The following is a 13,646-nucleotide window of genomic DNA, read 5'->3' as shown; positions in this document are numbered from 1 at the left end:
CGTGGGGTGGGGTGGTCGGGGTGCGGCGGGGCCGGCCGGTCAGCTCGCGAGCCAGCCGTCCGCCGAGAACTTGGTGCGGGGCCGCCACAGCAGCCACCCGGCGAGCAGCAGGAAGCCGGTGTCGCGCAGGATCTCCTGCAGGTACTCGGTCTGCGAGGCGTCGACGTGCCCACCGCCGCCGAAGCAGCCGCAGTCGATCGAGATGCCGCGCGCCCAGGCGGAGACGATCCCGGCGATGAAGGCGAGCAGCAGCACCGCGGAGACGCCGGCGACGATCCGCACGCCGAGGCCGATCACCAGCAGCAGGGCGAGCGCCAGCTCCAGGAAGGGCAGGGCGTAGCCGACCGGTTTGACCAGGCCTTCGGGCAGGATCTCGTAGGCGCGGACGGCCTGGGCGGCCTCCGCCGGGTCGGCGATCTTGGCGAGGCCCGCCCAGCCCCAGACCACCGCGAGGCCGAGCCTGGCGGCGGTGCCCAGCCACAGGCTCCAGGCCGGATCCGACGGCCGCGCCGCCGGTGCGGGCGCCGAGTCGCCGGGCTGCGCTGCCGGGCCGGCCATCAGGGAACCCCCCTTGGGAAACTCGTTCACTTCCTGACGAACCGTAAGGGACGAGGGGTGGTTCCTCCATATTCAGGAATTAAGCCGGACGAGTGACGGCTGATGACGGTGTGTCCGTATTCGGCGAACACCCGTTCCCCGTCCGGCGGCGCCCGGCGCGCCTCAGAGCCGGTGGCAGCCGGGCGGGCGGACCGGGTCGGTCGGGTCGGCCCGGCCCGCGTGGTGCGGGCGGGCGGCCCGTTCGGCGGCGTCCCACCGGGCTGCCTCCGCGCAGGCGTGCGCGTCCCGCACGGCCCGTTCGGCGCCGCGCTTGGCCAGCGCCTGCCCCACCTCGGTGTGCGCCCCGACGGCGGCGCCGAGGGCCAGCGCGGCGGCCGCCGCGCGCAGCAGAACGGCCCGATGGAGACCCGGCACCGGCTCACCCCTTCGTTCGCTCGGCGACCTCGTGCACGTCGCCCGTGCACTCGTCCCTCCACTCAACGCCGGTCAACCCCGCCTGATGCGTGTCCCCGGCGCTGTTCACCCGTTCGGGGCCGCACCGCTGCGCCGCACGCCCGCCACCCGTCCCCCGGGCGGTCCGGGTGCGGGCCACGAAGGGCGACGGCCCGCCACCCCCCTGCGCGAGGGGGGTGGCGGGCCGTCGGGTGGTGCGGGTGCGGGTCAGCGCCGGCGGACGCCCGCCGCCAGGTCGCCGGCGACGGCGCGCACCGCGTCCAGCGCGGCCGCCTCGTCGTCCCCGGCCTCCAGGATCCGCTTCACGAACGCGGAGCCCACGATCACGCCGTCCGCGAAGCCCGCCACCTCGGCGGCCTGCTCCGCGGTGGAGACCCCGAGGCCCACGCAGACCGGGAGGTCGGTGGTGGCCCGGGTGCGGGCGACCAGGTCCTCGGCGAGCGAGCCGACCTGGGTGCGGGTGCCGGTCACGCCCATCACGGCGGCGGCGTAGACGAAGCCGCTGCCGGCCGCGGTGACCTCGGCCAGGCGGTGGTCCTTGCTGCTCGGGGCGACCACGAACACGGTGTCCAGGCCGTGCTCCTCCGCCGCCTTGCGCCACTCCTCGGACTCCTCGACCGGCAGGTCGGGCAGGATGCAGCCGACGCCGCCCGCGGCGGCGAGGTCGGCGGCGAAGCGCGCGGTGCCGTAGCGCTCGACCGGGTTCCAGTAGGTCATCACCAGCACCGCCGCCTCGGGGTGCGCGGTGGCGACCTCCTGGACGGTGCGCAGCACGTCCTTGATCCGCACGCCGCCGCGCAGCGCGATGTCGTCGGCGGTCTGGATGACGGCGCCGTCCAGGACCGGGTCGGAGTGCGGCAGGCCGACCTCGACGACGTCGCAGCCGCCCTCGATCAGGGCGTTGACCGCCCGGATGCCGCCGTCGACGGTCGGGAAGCCGGCCGGCAGGTAGCCGATCAGCGCGGCGCGGTTCTCCGCCTTGGCGGCGGCCAGGATGCCGCTGAGCTTCGATGCCATGGTCACTTACCCCCGTGGGCCGAGTCGTGGGCCGCGTCGCCGGCCGGCTCGTCGTACAGGCCGAAGTACTCGGCCGCGGTGTGCATGTCCTTGTCGCCGCGCCCGGAGAGCGAGACCAGGATGGTGGCCTCGGGCCCGAGTTCACGGCCCAGTTCGAGGGCCCCGGCGAGCGCGTGGGCGCTCTCGATGGCCGGGATGATGCCCTCGGTGCGGGACAGCAGCCGCAGCGCCTGCATGGCGGCGTCGTCGGTGACGGGGCGGTACTCGGCCCGGCCGGAGTCCTTCAGCCAGGCGTGCTCCGGGCCGACGCCCGGGTAGTCGAGGCCGGCCGAGATGGAGTGCGACTCGATGGTCTGGCCGTCCTCGTCCTGCAGGACGTAGGTGCGCGAGCCGTGCAGCACGCCGGGGTCGCCCTTGGTGAGGGTGGCGGCGTGCCGGGGGGTCTCGGCGCCCTCGCCGGCGGCCTCGCAGCCGATCAGGCGCACGCCGGCGTCGGGGATGAACTCGTGGAAGATGCCCATCGCGTTGGAGCCGCCGCCGACGCAGGCGACGACGGCGTCGGGCAGCCGCCCGGTGCGGTCGAGGACCTGCTGGCGCGCCTCGACGCCGATGACCCGGTGGAAGTCGCGGACCATCATCGGGAAGGGGTGCGGGCCGGCGACGGTGCCGAACAGGTAGTGGGTGGAGTCCACGTTGGCGACCCAGTCGCGGAACGCCTCGTTGATGGCGTCCTTGAGGGTGCGGCTGCCGGAGGTGACGGACACCACCTCGGCGCCCAGCATCCGCATCCGGGCGACGTTCAGCGCCTGGCGCTGGGTGTCGACCTCGCCCATGTAGATGGTGCAGTCGAAGCCGAACAGCGCGCAGGCGGTCGCGGTGGCCACGCCGTGCTGGCCGGCGCCGGTCTCGGCGATGATCCGGGTCTTGCCCATCCGCCGGGTGAGGAGGGCCTGACCCAGCACGTTGTTGATCTTGTGCGAGCCGGTGTGGTTGAGGTCCTCGCGCTTGAGCAGGACGCGCGCGCCGCCCGCCTCGGCGGAGAAGCGGTGCACGTCGGTCAGCGGGCTCGGCCGGCCGGTGTAGTCCTTGAGCAGGGCGTCCAGCTCGGCGGTGAAGGCCGGGTCGGACTTGGCCTTCTCGTACTCCTCGGCGACCTGCTCGACGGCGGCGACCAGCGCCTCCGGGATGAAACGGCCGCCGTAGGCGCCGAAGTAGCCCCGGGCGTCCGGCACCTGGGCGCCGGGGAGGTAGTCCTTCGCGGACTTGTCGGACATGGTGGAAGTCCTTAGGGGGAGATGACGACAGTGACGTCTTCTGGCCGGGACCGGCCGAACGTCAGCCGCCATCGGCGGCCCGGCACCTGCCCGGGCTCGCAGCCGATCACGTACCGCACCCGCCGCCCCAGCACCCGGCGTGCGGGCGCGCGGCAGCCGCGCGGGCGGCAACCGGGGGCGAGGCGGGTGGCGATCTTCATGTCGGCCGGTCAGTCCTTGTGCCGGACGGCGGGGTGGGCCCCGGCGGCGACCAGGTCGGCGACCGCGGCGCGCGGGTCCTTGCCGGTCACCAGGGACTCGCCCACGAGCACCGCGTCGGCGCCCAGGTTGGCGTAGGAGATCACGTCCAGCGGGCCGCGCACGCCGGACTCGGCGACCTTGACGACGCTGTCCGGGATGGCGTGGACCACGTTGCCGAAGGTGTTGCGGTCCACCTCGAGGGTCTTGAGGTTGCGGGCGTTGACGCCGATGATCCGCGCCCCGGCGTCCACCGCGCGCTTGATCTCCTCCTCGTCGTGCACCTCGACCAGCGGGGTGAGGCCGATCGACTCGGCGCGCTCGATCAGCGACACCAGGGCCGGCTGCTCGAGGGCGGCGACGATCAGCAGCGCGAGGTCGGCGCCGTGCGCCCGGGCCTCCCACAGCTGGTACGCGGTGACGATGAAGTCCTTGCGCAGCAGCGGGGTGTCCACCGCGGCGCGGACGGCGTCCAGGTCGGCCAGCGACCCGCCGAAGCGGCGCTGCTCGGTCAGCACGCTGATCGCGGCTGCCCCGCCGGCCGCGTAGTCGCCCGCCAGTGCGGCCGGGTCGGCGATCGCGGCCAGCGCGCCCTTGGACGGGCTGGAGCGCTTCACCTCGCAGATCACCCGGACCCCGTCGCCCTTCAGGGCGGCGACGCCGTCCTTGGCCTCGGGGGCCTTGGCGGCGCGCTCCTTGAGCTCGTCCAGGGAGACCCGGGCCTGGCGTTCGGCGAGGTCCTCGCGGACCCCCTCGATGATCGTGTCGAGCACACTCATGCGCCCACCTCGCTTCGCTCGGCAGGCGCTGCGCGCAACACGCACCTGTCAATGGTTCGCTCTCCCCCAGCCTGCGGCTGGAGGTACCCCCATCGCTCGCTCACGCGAAGTGCCCCCATCATTTCTGCTAGTTCGCTAGCGACGAGCCGACCGGGACGGACCCGGTGGCTCTTCGATGGTATCGGCACCGGGGGGCGCGGGGCGCATCCGCCCGGGGCGCGTCTCGCGGACCGGACGCCCCCTGGAGCGGCTCTCAACTGCGGTTTCACCGGACGTCCACCGGTCCTCGAAGCCCCCGGTGGATCGAGTGGACCGATCACCGGCCCACCATGTGGACCGGTGCCCGCCCGCTCAGACCAGCGGCGGGGCCAGTCCCGCGCCGACCGGCAGGTTGCGCACCACGGTGAACACCAGGACCAGCAGCGCGATCAGCACCCAGCGCCGGCCGCCGACCACGAGCCGGGGGCGCGGGCCGCCGGTCAGCGCGGCCCAGCCCCAGCGCAGCCAGAGCAGCGCCAGCACGCCGAGGAGCAGCACGGCCACCGCGTTGTCGTGCAGGGCTCCGGTCAGGTCGCCGTGGGTCAGCGCGTGCACGCAGCGCAGCCCCCCGCAGCCGGGGCACCACCAGCCGGTGGCGGTCAGGAACGGGCAGTCGGGGTAGTGCCCGGGGGAGTTCGGGTCCACCACGGCGACGAAGGCGGTGGGGACGGCCACCGCCGCCAGCGCGGCCAGCGGCGGGCCCAGCCGGCGCAGGACGGGCGACGGGGCGGAGGCGGTGGGGGCGGCGTTCACGCCCCGATTGTGCCCGTGTCGGGCCCGGACGGAACGGAACGGCGGGCGCGCCGCGCCCGCCGTTCCGTCGTCCGCGGAAGGTCCGTCGTCAGGCGGTGGCGGCGGCGAGGGCGGCGCGGGCCGCGTGGGCCTCGGCCTGCTCCTCGCGCGAGGCGTAGACGTTGGTGCTGGGCTGCTTGCCCATGCCCGCCATCGACATGGCCTTGCCGACCACGCCACCGGCCAGGACGACCGCCAGGCCGGCCCAGACCAGCAGCACCGACGGGAGGATCATCGCGACCCCCGCGATCCCGGAACCGATGAAGGAGATGGTCACGCCGGTCCAGGCGGCGGGGGTGTGACCGTGTGCTGCTGCTGCCATCTGATGGTGCTCCTAGCCTCTCGGGGCCCGGCCGGGCCTGCGGGGCCGCCGGCGGGTTGACGACCTCCATTGTGCCGGGCCACACACCGGCTCCCCAAAGCGGGTGCCGGGTCTATCGCGTCACACGCGTGCCGGTCAGCCGGACGTCGGGTCCTCGCCGCGGTCCAGGGCCTTCCACAGGTCCGCCGGGGTCTCGCTCCGCGCCGGGGCCTTGCGGGTCGGCGCCTCGTACCGGCTGCCCATCGCCGGCCAGCCGCGGCCGTAGCGGAGGGTGAGCAGCCCGGCGACGGCCAGCAGCAGTCCGCCGACCAGGGCCACCCACGGCCAGCCGGTGTGGCCGACCCCGGTGGCCGCCGAGCCGGTCAGGGCCAGCTTGCGGGCCGCCTCGGCGTCCAGCGCGGCGGTGTCGCCGGCGCCCGCGGCGGAGGCGGCGGCCGCGCCGAGACCCGCCAGCAGGGTCAGCGCGCCCACCGCGAGCCGGCCAGCGCCGCGCACCGCGAACACCGCCACGGCCGCCGCGAGGCCCACCAGGGCCAGCCCGCCGGGCAGTTCGGAGATCGCGCCGCCGGTGACGGACACCGCCAGGGTGCCGGCCCGGCCCTCCGCCCAGACCCGGCCGACGGCGGTCAGCACCAGGACGGCGCTCAGCACGGTCAGCAGCAGCATCACGCCGAGCGTCCGGCGGCCCGCGGAGGGGGCCGGGGCGGCGGGGGCGGGGGTCTGGTCAGGAGCGGTCACCCGTCCACTATCCCCCGCCCGACGCGTCACACCGAACCCGGGGTGGGCGGCCCGGTCGGGAACTCGTCGGTGCGCAGCACGACCGTGCGCCCGCCGAGCGGCAGGAACAGGTCGTTGCCGAACGGCACCCGCTCGGCCTCCCGGTAGGCGCCGTCGGCGGACGGCGCGGTGTGCACGGTGCAGACCGCGGCCGCCGTGTCGACCACCACGTACAGCGGGATCCCGCCGAGCGCGTACGCCCGTGCCGTCCCGGCCGGGTGCGGCCCGGCCGCCTCCAGCACCGCCTCGACACCGGCGCCCGGGTGGCGGCCGCGGTCGTCGGGCCGGGCGTCCGGGGCGACGACGGCCAGGTCGGCGGTGAGGCCGCCGCCGGGCGCTCCCGGGGCGTCGACCACCACCCCGCGCAGCACCCGGCCGCGGCCCGCCAGCTGTTCGCCGATCTGGGCGGCGGCACTGTGCAGGGCCGCGCGCCCCGGCCCGCCCTTCGGCTCCTCGGTCATCCCGGCCGCCTCTCTCGACGCCCCTCGACGGTTGCGGCGTCCTACGACATCTCCGGCGTCCGCAGCGTATTGGCGGTGGCGACGGCCCGCAGCACGGCGGCCGCCTTGTTGCGGCACTCGGTGTCCTCCCCGTGCGGGTCGGAGTCGGCGACGACACCCGCCCCGGCCTGCACGTAGGCGGTGCCGTCGCGCAGCACGGCGGTGCGGATGGCGATCGCGGTGTCGGAGTCCCCGGCGAAGTCCAGGTAGCCGACGCAGCCGCCGTAGAGGCCGCGGCGGGTGGGCTCCAGCTCCTCGATGATCCGCATCGCCCGCGGCTTGGGCGCACCGGAGAGGGTGCCGGCGGGGAAGCAGGCGGTCAGCACGTCGAAGGCGGTCCGCCCGGGTGCGACCGTGCCGGTGACGGTGGAGACGATGTGCATCACGTGGCTGTAGCGCTCGATCTGCATGAAGTCGACCACCTCCACGCTGCCCGGCTCACAGACCCGCCCCAGGTCGTTGCGGCCGAGGTCGACCAGCATCAGGTGCTCGGCCCGCTCCTTGGGGTCGGCGAGCAGCTCGGCGGCCAGCGCCGCGTCCTCGTGCGGGGTGGCGCCGCGGTGCCGGGTGCCGGCGATCGGGTGCAGCATCGCCTCGCCCTCGGTGACCTTGACCAGCGCCTCCGGGCTGGAGCCGACCACGTCGAAGCCGCCCTCGGCACCGCCGTCCGGCCCGGGGAAGCGGAACAGGTACATGTACGGGCTGGGGTTGGTGGTGCGCAGGACGCGGTAGACGTCCAGCGCGGAGGCCGGGCAGGGGGCCTCGAAGCGCTGCGAGGGGACGACCTGGAAGGCCTCGCCGGCCCGGATCCGCTCCTTGACCTCCTCGACGGCCGCCCGGTACGGCGCGCCGCCGAACGGGGAGCGGGCCTCGCCGGGGCCGGAGGGGGTGAAGGTGGCCAGGCCCGGGTCGACCGGCTTGAGCAGGTCGGCCTCCATGGCGTCGAGCCGGGCCACCGCGTCCGCGTGGGCCTCGTCCACGCCGCTGGCCAGGTCGTTGTGGTTGACGGCGTTGGCGATCAGCAGCACCGTGCCGTCGGCGTGGTCGAGCACGGCGAGGTCGGTGGCGAGCAGCATGGTCAGCTCGGGCAGCTTCAGGTCGTCCGGGTTGAGGTCGGGCAGCTTCTCCAGCCGGCGGACCACGTCGTAGCCGAGGTAGCCGACCAGGCCGCCGGTGAGCGGCGGCAGGCCGTCGTCGGTGTGCCGCGGGGTGTGCAGCGCCTCCAGGGCGGCGCGCAGCACCTGCAGCGGGTCCCCCGTGGTGGGGATGCCGACCGGCGGGGTGCCCAGCCAGCGGGCGTCGCCGTCCGGGCCGGCGGTGAGCACGGCGGCGCTGCGCACGCCGACGAAGGAGTAGCGCGACCAGCTGCGCCCCTGCTCGGCGGACTCCAGCAGGAAGGTGCCGGGTCGCTCGGCGGCGAGGCTGCGGTACAGGCCGATCGGGGTGAGACCGTCCGCGAGGAGCCTGCGGGTGACCGGGATGACCCGGGTGTCGACGGCGAGCTTGCGGAAGGCTTCGAGTTCCATGGCGGGCGGCACCTTCTGGAGTTCCGGTCGGGGTCGGGGGGAGGCGGGGTTCGGTCGGGGAACGCGGGGTTCAGGAGAGCGGGAGCACGTCGGCGTCGAAGCAGGTGCGGTCCCCGGTGTGGCAGGCCGCGCCGGTCTGGTCGACCCTGACCAGCAGCGTGTCGCCGTCGCAGTCCAGCGCCACCGACTTGACCGCCTGGACGTGGCCGGAGGTGTCGCCCTTCACCCAGTACTCGCTGCGGCTGCGGCTCCAGTAGGTGCAGCGGCCGGTGGTGAGCGTGCGGTGCAGCGCCTCGTCGTCCATCCAGCCGAGCATCAGCACCTCGCCGGTGTCGTACTGCTGCGCGATGGCCGGGAGCAGGCCGTCCTCGGTCCGCTTGAGGCGGGCGGCGATCTCGGGGGCCAGGGCGGTGGTGCCGGGGGCGGCGGGTGTGGTGGACATGGGGCCATTGTTGCAGTCCGGACCCGGCCCCCGGCACGTGCCGGACCGGCCCCCGACACCTGCCGGACACGCCCTACGACGCCTCGCGTTCGCAGCCGGACGGCCAGATCCGGTGGACGAACAGCCCGGCGGCCTCGGCCAGTCCGGCGATCCGGGCGGGTTCGCTGCCGGGTTCGCCGTCCCAGACCGCGATCAGCTCGTCGATCATGCCGACCAGGGCGCGCCCGGTGTCGTCGCCGAGTCCGCCGCGCTCCACGGCGGCCAGCCGGTGGACGGCGTTGGCCTCGTTCAACAGGCGCAGCCGGGTGGCCCGGTGCCCGTCGTCGGCACGGCCGACCGCGGGGGCGCTCGCGGGGACGATCACCTCCAGTTTGCCGCCGTGCTCCAGGACGGAGCGGGCGAACCAGCTCTCCGGCCCCTCCTCGACGCAACTGACGCCGACCAGTTCGTACGGGCCGAAGGTGGTGACCAGCTGCCAGAGGTCGCCGCGGACCAGCATCTCCGTGATGCCGCCCGACAGACCCTGGTGACCGGTGATTCCGACGCGCATTCCCAGCTCCCGGGACTCGTGTCGTGCCGCCGGGAGCCTATCCGACGGCGCGCGGACGCTCGGTACCGGGACGATTTCGGCCAACCTCCTGCCGGGCGGGCCCCCGGTGGGCCATCCTCGTGGCCATGACCTCCGAGCAGCAGCCGCCCGCAGCCGCCGAATCCCGCCCGTCCCGGGGCCTGGTCCTCACCGTCGCGGCGGTCCTGGCCGTGCTGCTCGCGGTGGTGGCCACCGTCCTGCTCTGGCCGGAGGAGCGGAAGCCCGCCGCCGCGCCGCCCCCGCCCACCCCCACGGCCACCCCGACCCCCACGCCGACGCCCACCCCGACACCGACCCCCGCCCCGACGAAGACCCCGCCGTACGCCTTCTTCCCGGTCGGCGCCTGCTTCGACCACCCGCAGCTGAGCCCGGTGATCACCAAGGCCGAGGAACGCCCGTGCACCGGCGAGCACGACGGCCAGGTCATCGCCGACCTCAAACTGGCCGACGGACTGGCCGGCGAGATCCCGATCGCGCTCGCCATGCGGGAGGGCTGCAAGGAGGCCGAGGCCGCCGCCAAGGCCCGCCAGAACGACGGAAAGACGTACTACGGGCGCCAGTTCGGCCCCGCCGGCACCAACTACCAGCAGGGCTGGCGGGACTACACCTGCACCCTGACCCTCAGCAACAAGCAGGGCGGGCCCAAGCTCACCGGCGCCCTGCGCTGACCTGTCCACGCCGTAGGCTGGCGGCATGTCGAACCACGCCCTCGCCGAGCGCCACCGTCTCGCCGAACTCCTGGCCGCCGCCGGGCCTGACGCCCCCACCCTCTGCGCCGGGTGGACCACCCGGGACCTCGCCGCCCACCTGGTGATCCGCGAGCGCCGGGCCGACGCGGCGGCCGGCATCCGGATCGGCGCGCTCGCCGACTGGACCCGGCGGGTGCAGGACGACTACGCCGGGCGCCCGTACGAGGAGTTGGTGCGCACGTTCCGCGCAGGCCCGCCGCTGCTCTCCCTGTTCGCCCTGCCCGGCGCGGACGAGGCCGCCAACACCGTCGAGTACTTCGTGCACGCCGAGGACGTCGCGCGCGCGGGCGAGGAGTGGACCGCCCGCCCGGTGCCGCCCGGCCGCGCCGACGCGCTCTGGCGCCGCCTGCCGATGATCGCCCGCTTCGAGGCCGGCCGCCGCTCCCCCGTCCGCCTCGTCCTGGAGCGCCCCGACGGCCGCTCCCTCACCGTCGGCCCCGCCGGCGCCCCCACCGTCCGCCTCACCGGCGAACCGGGCGAGCTGGTCCTCTTCGTCTACGGCCGCGGCGCCCGCACCACCCTCACCGCCGACGGCGCCCCCGACGCCGTCGAAGCCCTCCGCCACATCCTCCCGCTCCCGTAGCCCGGCAGGAGCCGAAAGCCCAGGGAGAAGCCACAGGATTTGGTGAGTGCGGCGGCCCCCTCCCCAGAGGAGGCCGACGCCCCGAGCCACAGGAACCCGGCCAAGCGGCGCCCGACCGCGAATGTGCCGACTCAACAGGCGGTTGCCGCCGGGCGGCAACCGCCTGCGTGCACGGCTCTGGCCGCCAGCAGGGCACGCCGCGCCCGCGTCGCGCCCCCGGCCGTCACGGAAGCTCCGCACCCGATGCCCGGAGCCCCCTTCCCCGGCCCCGCGCAGGACCGGCAGATGCCTGATTTCGGCACCGGGTCACGGCACTCGACACACTCCGCGTACCGGGCCGCTGAAGGACGTCCTGGGGCGCAGGGGGACGGCATCTTGTGCTGCAGCCGGTAGCGGAGCACCGCCGCGGCGGAGTGCACGGGAGCAGGCAGACCCGGCAACAAGGCCTGGGCCAGGTCGGTCGGCGAACTGCCTCGATCCAGCCATTGGAGGACCAAGGGCGCCAACTCCCGCGCCTCGGCCTCTCCGAGCCGAAGCCGGGGTTCGGGCCTGATCACCCGCAACAAGGTGGCCGTTGCCTCAAGGACCGCCTCATCAGGCACGGCCGTCGACTCCCGGGATCTCCCCGGAACACCCCCTCCCGCTTCAGGGTCGCTTCCATCGGCCGGCCCCGCGGGGAGGGAGGTTTCTTGCTCCCGGTCTTTTGGAGAGCCGCCAGCAGGACCGGGGCCCGATCGACCGGGCGCCGGAGGGGCGACACCCGGCGAGAAGCACTGCGGGGTGTCGTAGACGTGGGCCTCGCTACGGATCGTCCCGTCGAGCCGGCGGATCTTCTCGACCCGGTAGAACCCGGCCTCGGTCAGTTCCCTCAGGGCCCGGCGGACGGCGCCGCGCCCCTGCAGACTGGAGTCCGCCATGTGTCGGCCGTCCTCCCGCCAGCCGTCAGGACGCGAGAGGAGATCCGCGAGAAGACCGCGGGCGGTGTAGCTCAACTGCCGGTACTGCAGCACGGCGTTGGGAAGAACGGTGAAGTGCCGTACGTGTTCTGTACGATGGATACGCATCGGGAGGTTGTGCTCCTGGTGCCGGACCCCGGGGTGTTGGTAGCACCGCCGGGGTCGCCTTTTCTCTTGCGGTTCGGAACGTAACACGCCAACCACCGGAACGACTTCCCTTTGCAATAAGGGCGTTTATCCCATAAACCATCGAGGCTATGCGCACTGCCCGTCGGCCTCACGGCGCCCGCGCCGCGAGGCCGACCGACGACAGGTCAGACGATCCGCTCGATCTCCTCGAAGATGTCGGCGTCCGTCTCCTTCTGCCATTCCGGCAGGGCGCCCCAGTCGGCGACATAGCTCGGCTTCGGGTCCGGGATGTGCTTGTGGATCTGGGCGATCCAGCACAGGGCGACGAAGCGGCCCTTCTGCTCCCTGCTGAGCTTCGCGGTCATGCCGCCGCTCACCGTGACGAAGTCGCGAACCTGACCGAACACCGCGGCAGCCGACTCGCGCTCCCAGTCCGGAGTCTCGTCCCAGGGCGTGATGTATCCCGGCTTCGGCTCACCCGGGAAGTGCCTCCTGACCCCGGCGATCCATGCCTCACGGAAGATCCGGCCGTCCTCGTTCTCCATGCTCAGTCCTCTCGTCGTCTGTTCAGGATGGAATCGCGGGCAGACTCGCAATCTGGCTGCTCAGCATAGAGATGCGCTGGTCAGCCTTTAGTGGTTCGAGGTGGCCTCGAAGCTCACGCAACTTGCTGCTGACGTACCCTGATCCGCTCCTCCTGGCGAGCGCCAAGGCTTCACCGGCATAGCACAGTAGGTGATCACGGTCGCTTCGCTGAACTCCGAGTATGGCGAGGTCGGTGAGAACGCTCCCCCGTCGCCGCGGGGACAGCGTCGGCTTCAACGCCTCCGTGAGGGCCTTCTCCGCGAGATCCGGCCTGCATAGCCGGATGTAGCAGGTACCTCGCTCCTCAGCAAGCCGGGAACCGTCGAAGCGTAGCCAGCCACCGTTGTGGATCTGCCCCGAGAGTGCGTGGACCTGCCCTGCGACGTCCAAAGCCCGGTTACATGAGTCGAGGTCACCCAGGCCGGCATACGCCTCGGCTAGGACGGCCGCCACCCAATAGCGTGTCGAGAGTTCTCGGTCTCCTCTTTTGGCCAGCTCAGAGGCGGCGTTGAGCATGGTGACTGCCTTTGCGAACTTCCGCTCGTAAAGGCTGATGAAGGCATGCCGAGTCAGAGCACAGGCCCAAAGATCATGAGCCCTCGCCTCGCGCGCAGCGCTGGCGGCCAGGGCGTAGCAGTGAGCAGCATCGGTGTGGCGATTCCCGTCGAAGAAGATCTCACCGGCAAGCTGGAAGAGGTCTGCAGAGAGGATGCAGAGCTGCTGGCGCTCAGCTTCGGTCTTGGCCCGCTCGAAAGTCTCGATGAGCACTGCAAGTTGTTCTCGAACCATCGGATAGACCGCTGACTTGGCACCGGCGAACGAGAAGCTCCGCCACAGGTGCGCGGTCACCTGTCCGTGGAGACCCAGATCGGTGGCGGACGAAGCTGCTACCCGTTCCACAGCGTGGCCCCGATCAAGGGGCGGCAACGCAACCAGCGTCCCGGTGACGCTCAGCGCCTGGAGGAACTCACGGCGGTTCATTTCGTCAACGTCACCCGCATCCAGATAGGTCCAGGAGGCCGCAGCGGTGGCTGAGGTGACGGCCCCTGCCTGCGGAAGGGCCGCTAAGGGATCGCTGCGGCTCGGCCGCGGCCCGAATACGGCTCCGAGCTCCGAGGTGGTGACCTCCAGGAGCCGGGCGAGCCTGGGCCGGATGTGCGGCTGCGGCTCGGTCTCGCCGCGCTCCCAACGGGCGACCGTCGAACGGTCGACACCGAGTGCCTCGGCAAGCCTCTCCTGACTGTAGCCCAGGGCCTTTCGCCGTTGTGCCAGCCGTGGCCTCGTGGCTGCCATGCGGTTGCCCTTCGCTCTGCTGATGCATCGGTCCAGGTCAGAGCTC

The 13,646-nt window shown here is 73.4% G+C and carries 17 protein-coding genes; 2 read left to right on the top strand and 15 right to left on the bottom strand.

Annotation, left to right across the window (positions count from 1 at the left end; all coding sequences use genetic code 11):
• Positions 1 to 39 precede the first annotated feature (39 nt).
• From ACFYUY_RS06720 to ACFYUY_RS06660, 13 genes are all read right to left on the bottom strand, one after another.
• Positions 40 to 558 (bottom strand): MauE/DoxX family redox-associated membrane protein, encoded by a 519-nt coding sequence (locus tag ACFYUY_RS06720; protein ID WP_360212459.1) that lies wholly within the window; start codon positions 556 to 558, stop codon positions 40 to 42.
• 162 nt (positions 559 to 720) lie between these two features.
• A complete protein-coding gene (locus tag ACFYUY_RS06715; RefSeq protein ID WP_360212461.1) occupies positions 721 to 972 on the bottom strand; it encodes a hypothetical protein in 252 nt (83 codons plus the stop codon).
• Positions 973 to 1,218: 246 nt separating this feature from the next.
• The gene (gene trpA / locus ACFYUY_RS06710; protein WP_360212463.1) at positions 1,219 to 2,028 is read right to left on the bottom strand and encodes a tryptophan synthase subunit alpha; all 810 of its coding nucleotides are present in this window, start codon (positions 2,026 to 2,028) and stop codon (positions 1,219 to 1,221) included.
• Between the two features lie 2 nt (positions 2,029 to 2,030).
• Complete coding sequence (gene trpB / locus ACFYUY_RS06705; RefSeq protein ID WP_360212465.1) at positions 2,031 to 3,302, bottom strand: tryptophan synthase subunit beta; 1,272 nt, start codon at positions 3,300 to 3,302, stop codon at positions 2,031 to 2,033.
• Positions 3,303 to 3,313: 11 nt separating this feature from the next.
• On the bottom strand, positions 3,314 to 3,502 hold the full coding sequence (gene trpM, locus ACFYUY_RS06700; RefSeq protein WP_387898528.1) for a tryptophan biosynthesis modulator TrpM: 189 nt from the start codon (positions 3,500 to 3,502) through the stop codon (positions 3,314 to 3,316).
• Positions 3,503 to 3,511: 9 nt separating this feature from the next.
• On the bottom strand, positions 3,512 to 4,318 hold the full coding sequence (gene trpC / locus ACFYUY_RS06695; RefSeq protein WP_360212466.1) for an indole-3-glycerol phosphate synthase TrpC: 807 nt from the start codon (positions 4,316 to 4,318) through the stop codon (positions 3,512 to 3,514).
• Between the two features lie 351 nt (positions 4,319 to 4,669).
• Entirely contained in the window at positions 4,670 to 5,110 is a 441-nt protein-coding gene (locus tag ACFYUY_RS06690) for a DUF2752 domain-containing protein (protein WP_387898526.1), read from the bottom strand.
• Between the two features lie 88 nt (positions 5,111 to 5,198).
• The gene (locus ACFYUY_RS06685) at positions 5,199 to 5,471 is read right to left on the bottom strand and encodes an HGxxPAAW family protein (RefSeq protein ID WP_360212470.1); all 273 of its coding nucleotides are present in this window, start codon (positions 5,469 to 5,471) and stop codon (positions 5,199 to 5,201) included.
• Positions 5,472 to 5,606: 135 nt separating this feature from the next.
• Positions 5,607 to 6,209, bottom strand: a complete 603-nt coding sequence (locus ACFYUY_RS06680; RefSeq protein ID WP_360212472.1) for a TIGR02234 family membrane protein — start codon at positions 6,207 to 6,209, stop codon at positions 5,607 to 5,609.
• A 26-nt stretch (positions 6,210 to 6,235) separates the two neighbouring features.
• Entirely contained in the window at positions 6,236 to 6,709 is a 474-nt protein-coding gene (locus ACFYUY_RS06675; RefSeq protein WP_387898522.1) for a hypothetical protein, read from the bottom strand.
• A 41-nt stretch (positions 6,710 to 6,750) separates the two neighbouring features.
• Positions 6,751 to 8,274, bottom strand: a complete 1,524-nt coding sequence (locus tag ACFYUY_RS06670; protein ID WP_360212476.1) for an anthranilate synthase component I — start codon at positions 8,272 to 8,274, stop codon at positions 6,751 to 6,753.
• Between the two features lie 70 nt (positions 8,275 to 8,344).
• Positions 8,345 to 8,716, bottom strand: coding sequence for a phosphoribosyl-AMP cyclohydrolase (hisI, locus tag ACFYUY_RS06665; protein WP_360212478.1), 372 nt, complete (start codon positions 8,714 to 8,716; stop codon positions 8,345 to 8,347).
• Positions 8,717 to 8,789: 73 nt separating this feature from the next.
• Entirely contained in the window at positions 8,790 to 9,266 is a 477-nt protein-coding gene (locus ACFYUY_RS06660; protein WP_387898518.1) for a hypothetical protein, read from the bottom strand.
• A gap of 125 nt (positions 9,267 to 9,391) precedes the next feature.
• On the opposite strand from ACFYUY_RS06660, the gene ACFYUY_RS06655 reads away from it, so the two are divergent.
• Both ACFYUY_RS06655 and ACFYUY_RS06650 read left to right on the top strand, forming a co-directional pair.
• Positions 9,392 to 9,973 (top strand): hypothetical protein, encoded by a 582-nt coding sequence (locus ACFYUY_RS06655; protein ID WP_387898515.1) that lies wholly within the window; start codon positions 9,392 to 9,394, stop codon positions 9,971 to 9,973.
• 25 nt (positions 9,974 to 9,998) lie between these two features.
• A complete protein-coding gene (locus tag ACFYUY_RS06650; protein ID WP_360212484.1) occupies positions 9,999 to 10,637 on the top strand; it encodes a TIGR03085 family metal-binding protein in 639 nt (212 codons plus the stop codon).
• 1,270 nt (positions 10,638 to 11,907) lie between these two features.
• Here ACFYUY_RS06650 and ACFYUY_RS06645 read toward each other — a convergent pair.
• Both ACFYUY_RS06645 and ACFYUY_RS06640 read right to left on the bottom strand, forming a co-directional pair.
• Positions 11,908 to 12,267 (bottom strand): hypothetical protein, encoded by a 360-nt coding sequence (locus tag ACFYUY_RS06645; RefSeq protein WP_387898512.1) that lies wholly within the window; start codon positions 12,265 to 12,267, stop codon positions 11,908 to 11,910.
• A 22-nt stretch (positions 12,268 to 12,289) separates the two neighbouring features.
• Positions 12,290 to 13,600, bottom strand: coding sequence for a helix-turn-helix transcriptional regulator (locus tag ACFYUY_RS06640; RefSeq protein ID WP_387898509.1), 1,311 nt, complete (start codon positions 13,598 to 13,600; stop codon positions 12,290 to 12,292).
• Positions 13,601 to 13,646 lie beyond the last annotated feature (46 nt).

It is taken from the genome of Kitasatospora sp. NPDC004745 (assembly GCF_042873275.1).
Classification (GTDB): Bacteria; Actinomycetota; Actinomycetes; order Streptomycetales; family Streptomycetaceae; genus Kitasatospora.
This window is presented reverse-complemented; position numbering and strand designations above follow the sequence as displayed.

Bases quoted from the DNA above. Each gene is read 5' to 3' on its own strand.
- trpM (WP_387898528.1), bottom strand. From the start codon at position 3,502: ATGAAGATCGCCACCCGCCTCGCCCCCGGTTGCCGCCCGCGCGGCTGC.
- ACFYUY_RS06685 (WP_360212470.1), bottom strand. From the start codon at position 5,471: ATGGCAGCAGCAGCACACGGTCACACCCCCGCCGCCTGGACCGGCGTG.
- trpA (WP_360212463.1), bottom strand. From the start codon at position 2,028: ATGGCATCGAAGCTCAGCGGCATCCTGGCCGCCGCCAAGGCGGAGAAC.
- ACFYUY_RS06660 (WP_387898518.1), bottom strand. From the start codon at position 9,266: ATGCGCGTCGGAATCACCGGTCACCAGGGTCTGTCGGGCGGCATCACG.
- trpB (WP_360212465.1), bottom strand. From the start codon at position 3,302: ATGTCCGACAAGTCCGCGAAGGACTACCTCCCCGGCGCCCAGGTGCCG.
- hisI (WP_360212478.1), bottom strand. From the start codon at position 8,716: ATGTCCACCACACCCGCCGCCCCCGGCACCACCGCCCTGGCCCCCGAG.
- ACFYUY_RS06645 (WP_387898512.1), bottom strand. From the start codon at position 12,267: ATGGAGAACGAGGACGGCCGGATCTTCCGTGAGGCATGGATCGCCGGG.
- ACFYUY_RS06655 (WP_387898515.1), top strand. From the start codon at position 9,392: ATGACCTCCGAGCAGCAGCCGCCCGCAGCCGCCGAATCCCGCCCGTCC.
- ACFYUY_RS06640 (WP_387898509.1), bottom strand. From the start codon at position 13,600: ATGGCAGCCACGAGGCCACGGCTGGCACAACGGCGAAAGGCCCTGGGC.
- trpC (WP_360212466.1), bottom strand. From the start codon at position 4,318: ATGAGTGTGCTCGACACGATCATCGAGGGGGTCCGCGAGGACCTCGCC.
- ACFYUY_RS06720 (WP_360212459.1), bottom strand. From the start codon at position 558: ATGGCCGGCCCGGCAGCGCAGCCCGGCGACTCGGCGCCCGCACCGGCG.
- ACFYUY_RS06670 (WP_360212476.1), bottom strand. From the start codon at position 8,274: ATGGAACTCGAAGCCTTCCGCAAGCTCGCCGTCGACACCCGGGTCATC.
- ACFYUY_RS06650 (WP_360212484.1), top strand. From the start codon at position 9,999: ATGTCGAACCACGCCCTCGCCGAGCGCCACCGTCTCGCCGAACTCCTG.
- ACFYUY_RS06675 (WP_387898522.1), bottom strand. From the start codon at position 6,709: ATGACCGAGGAGCCGAAGGGCGGGCCGGGGCGCGCGGCCCTGCACAGT.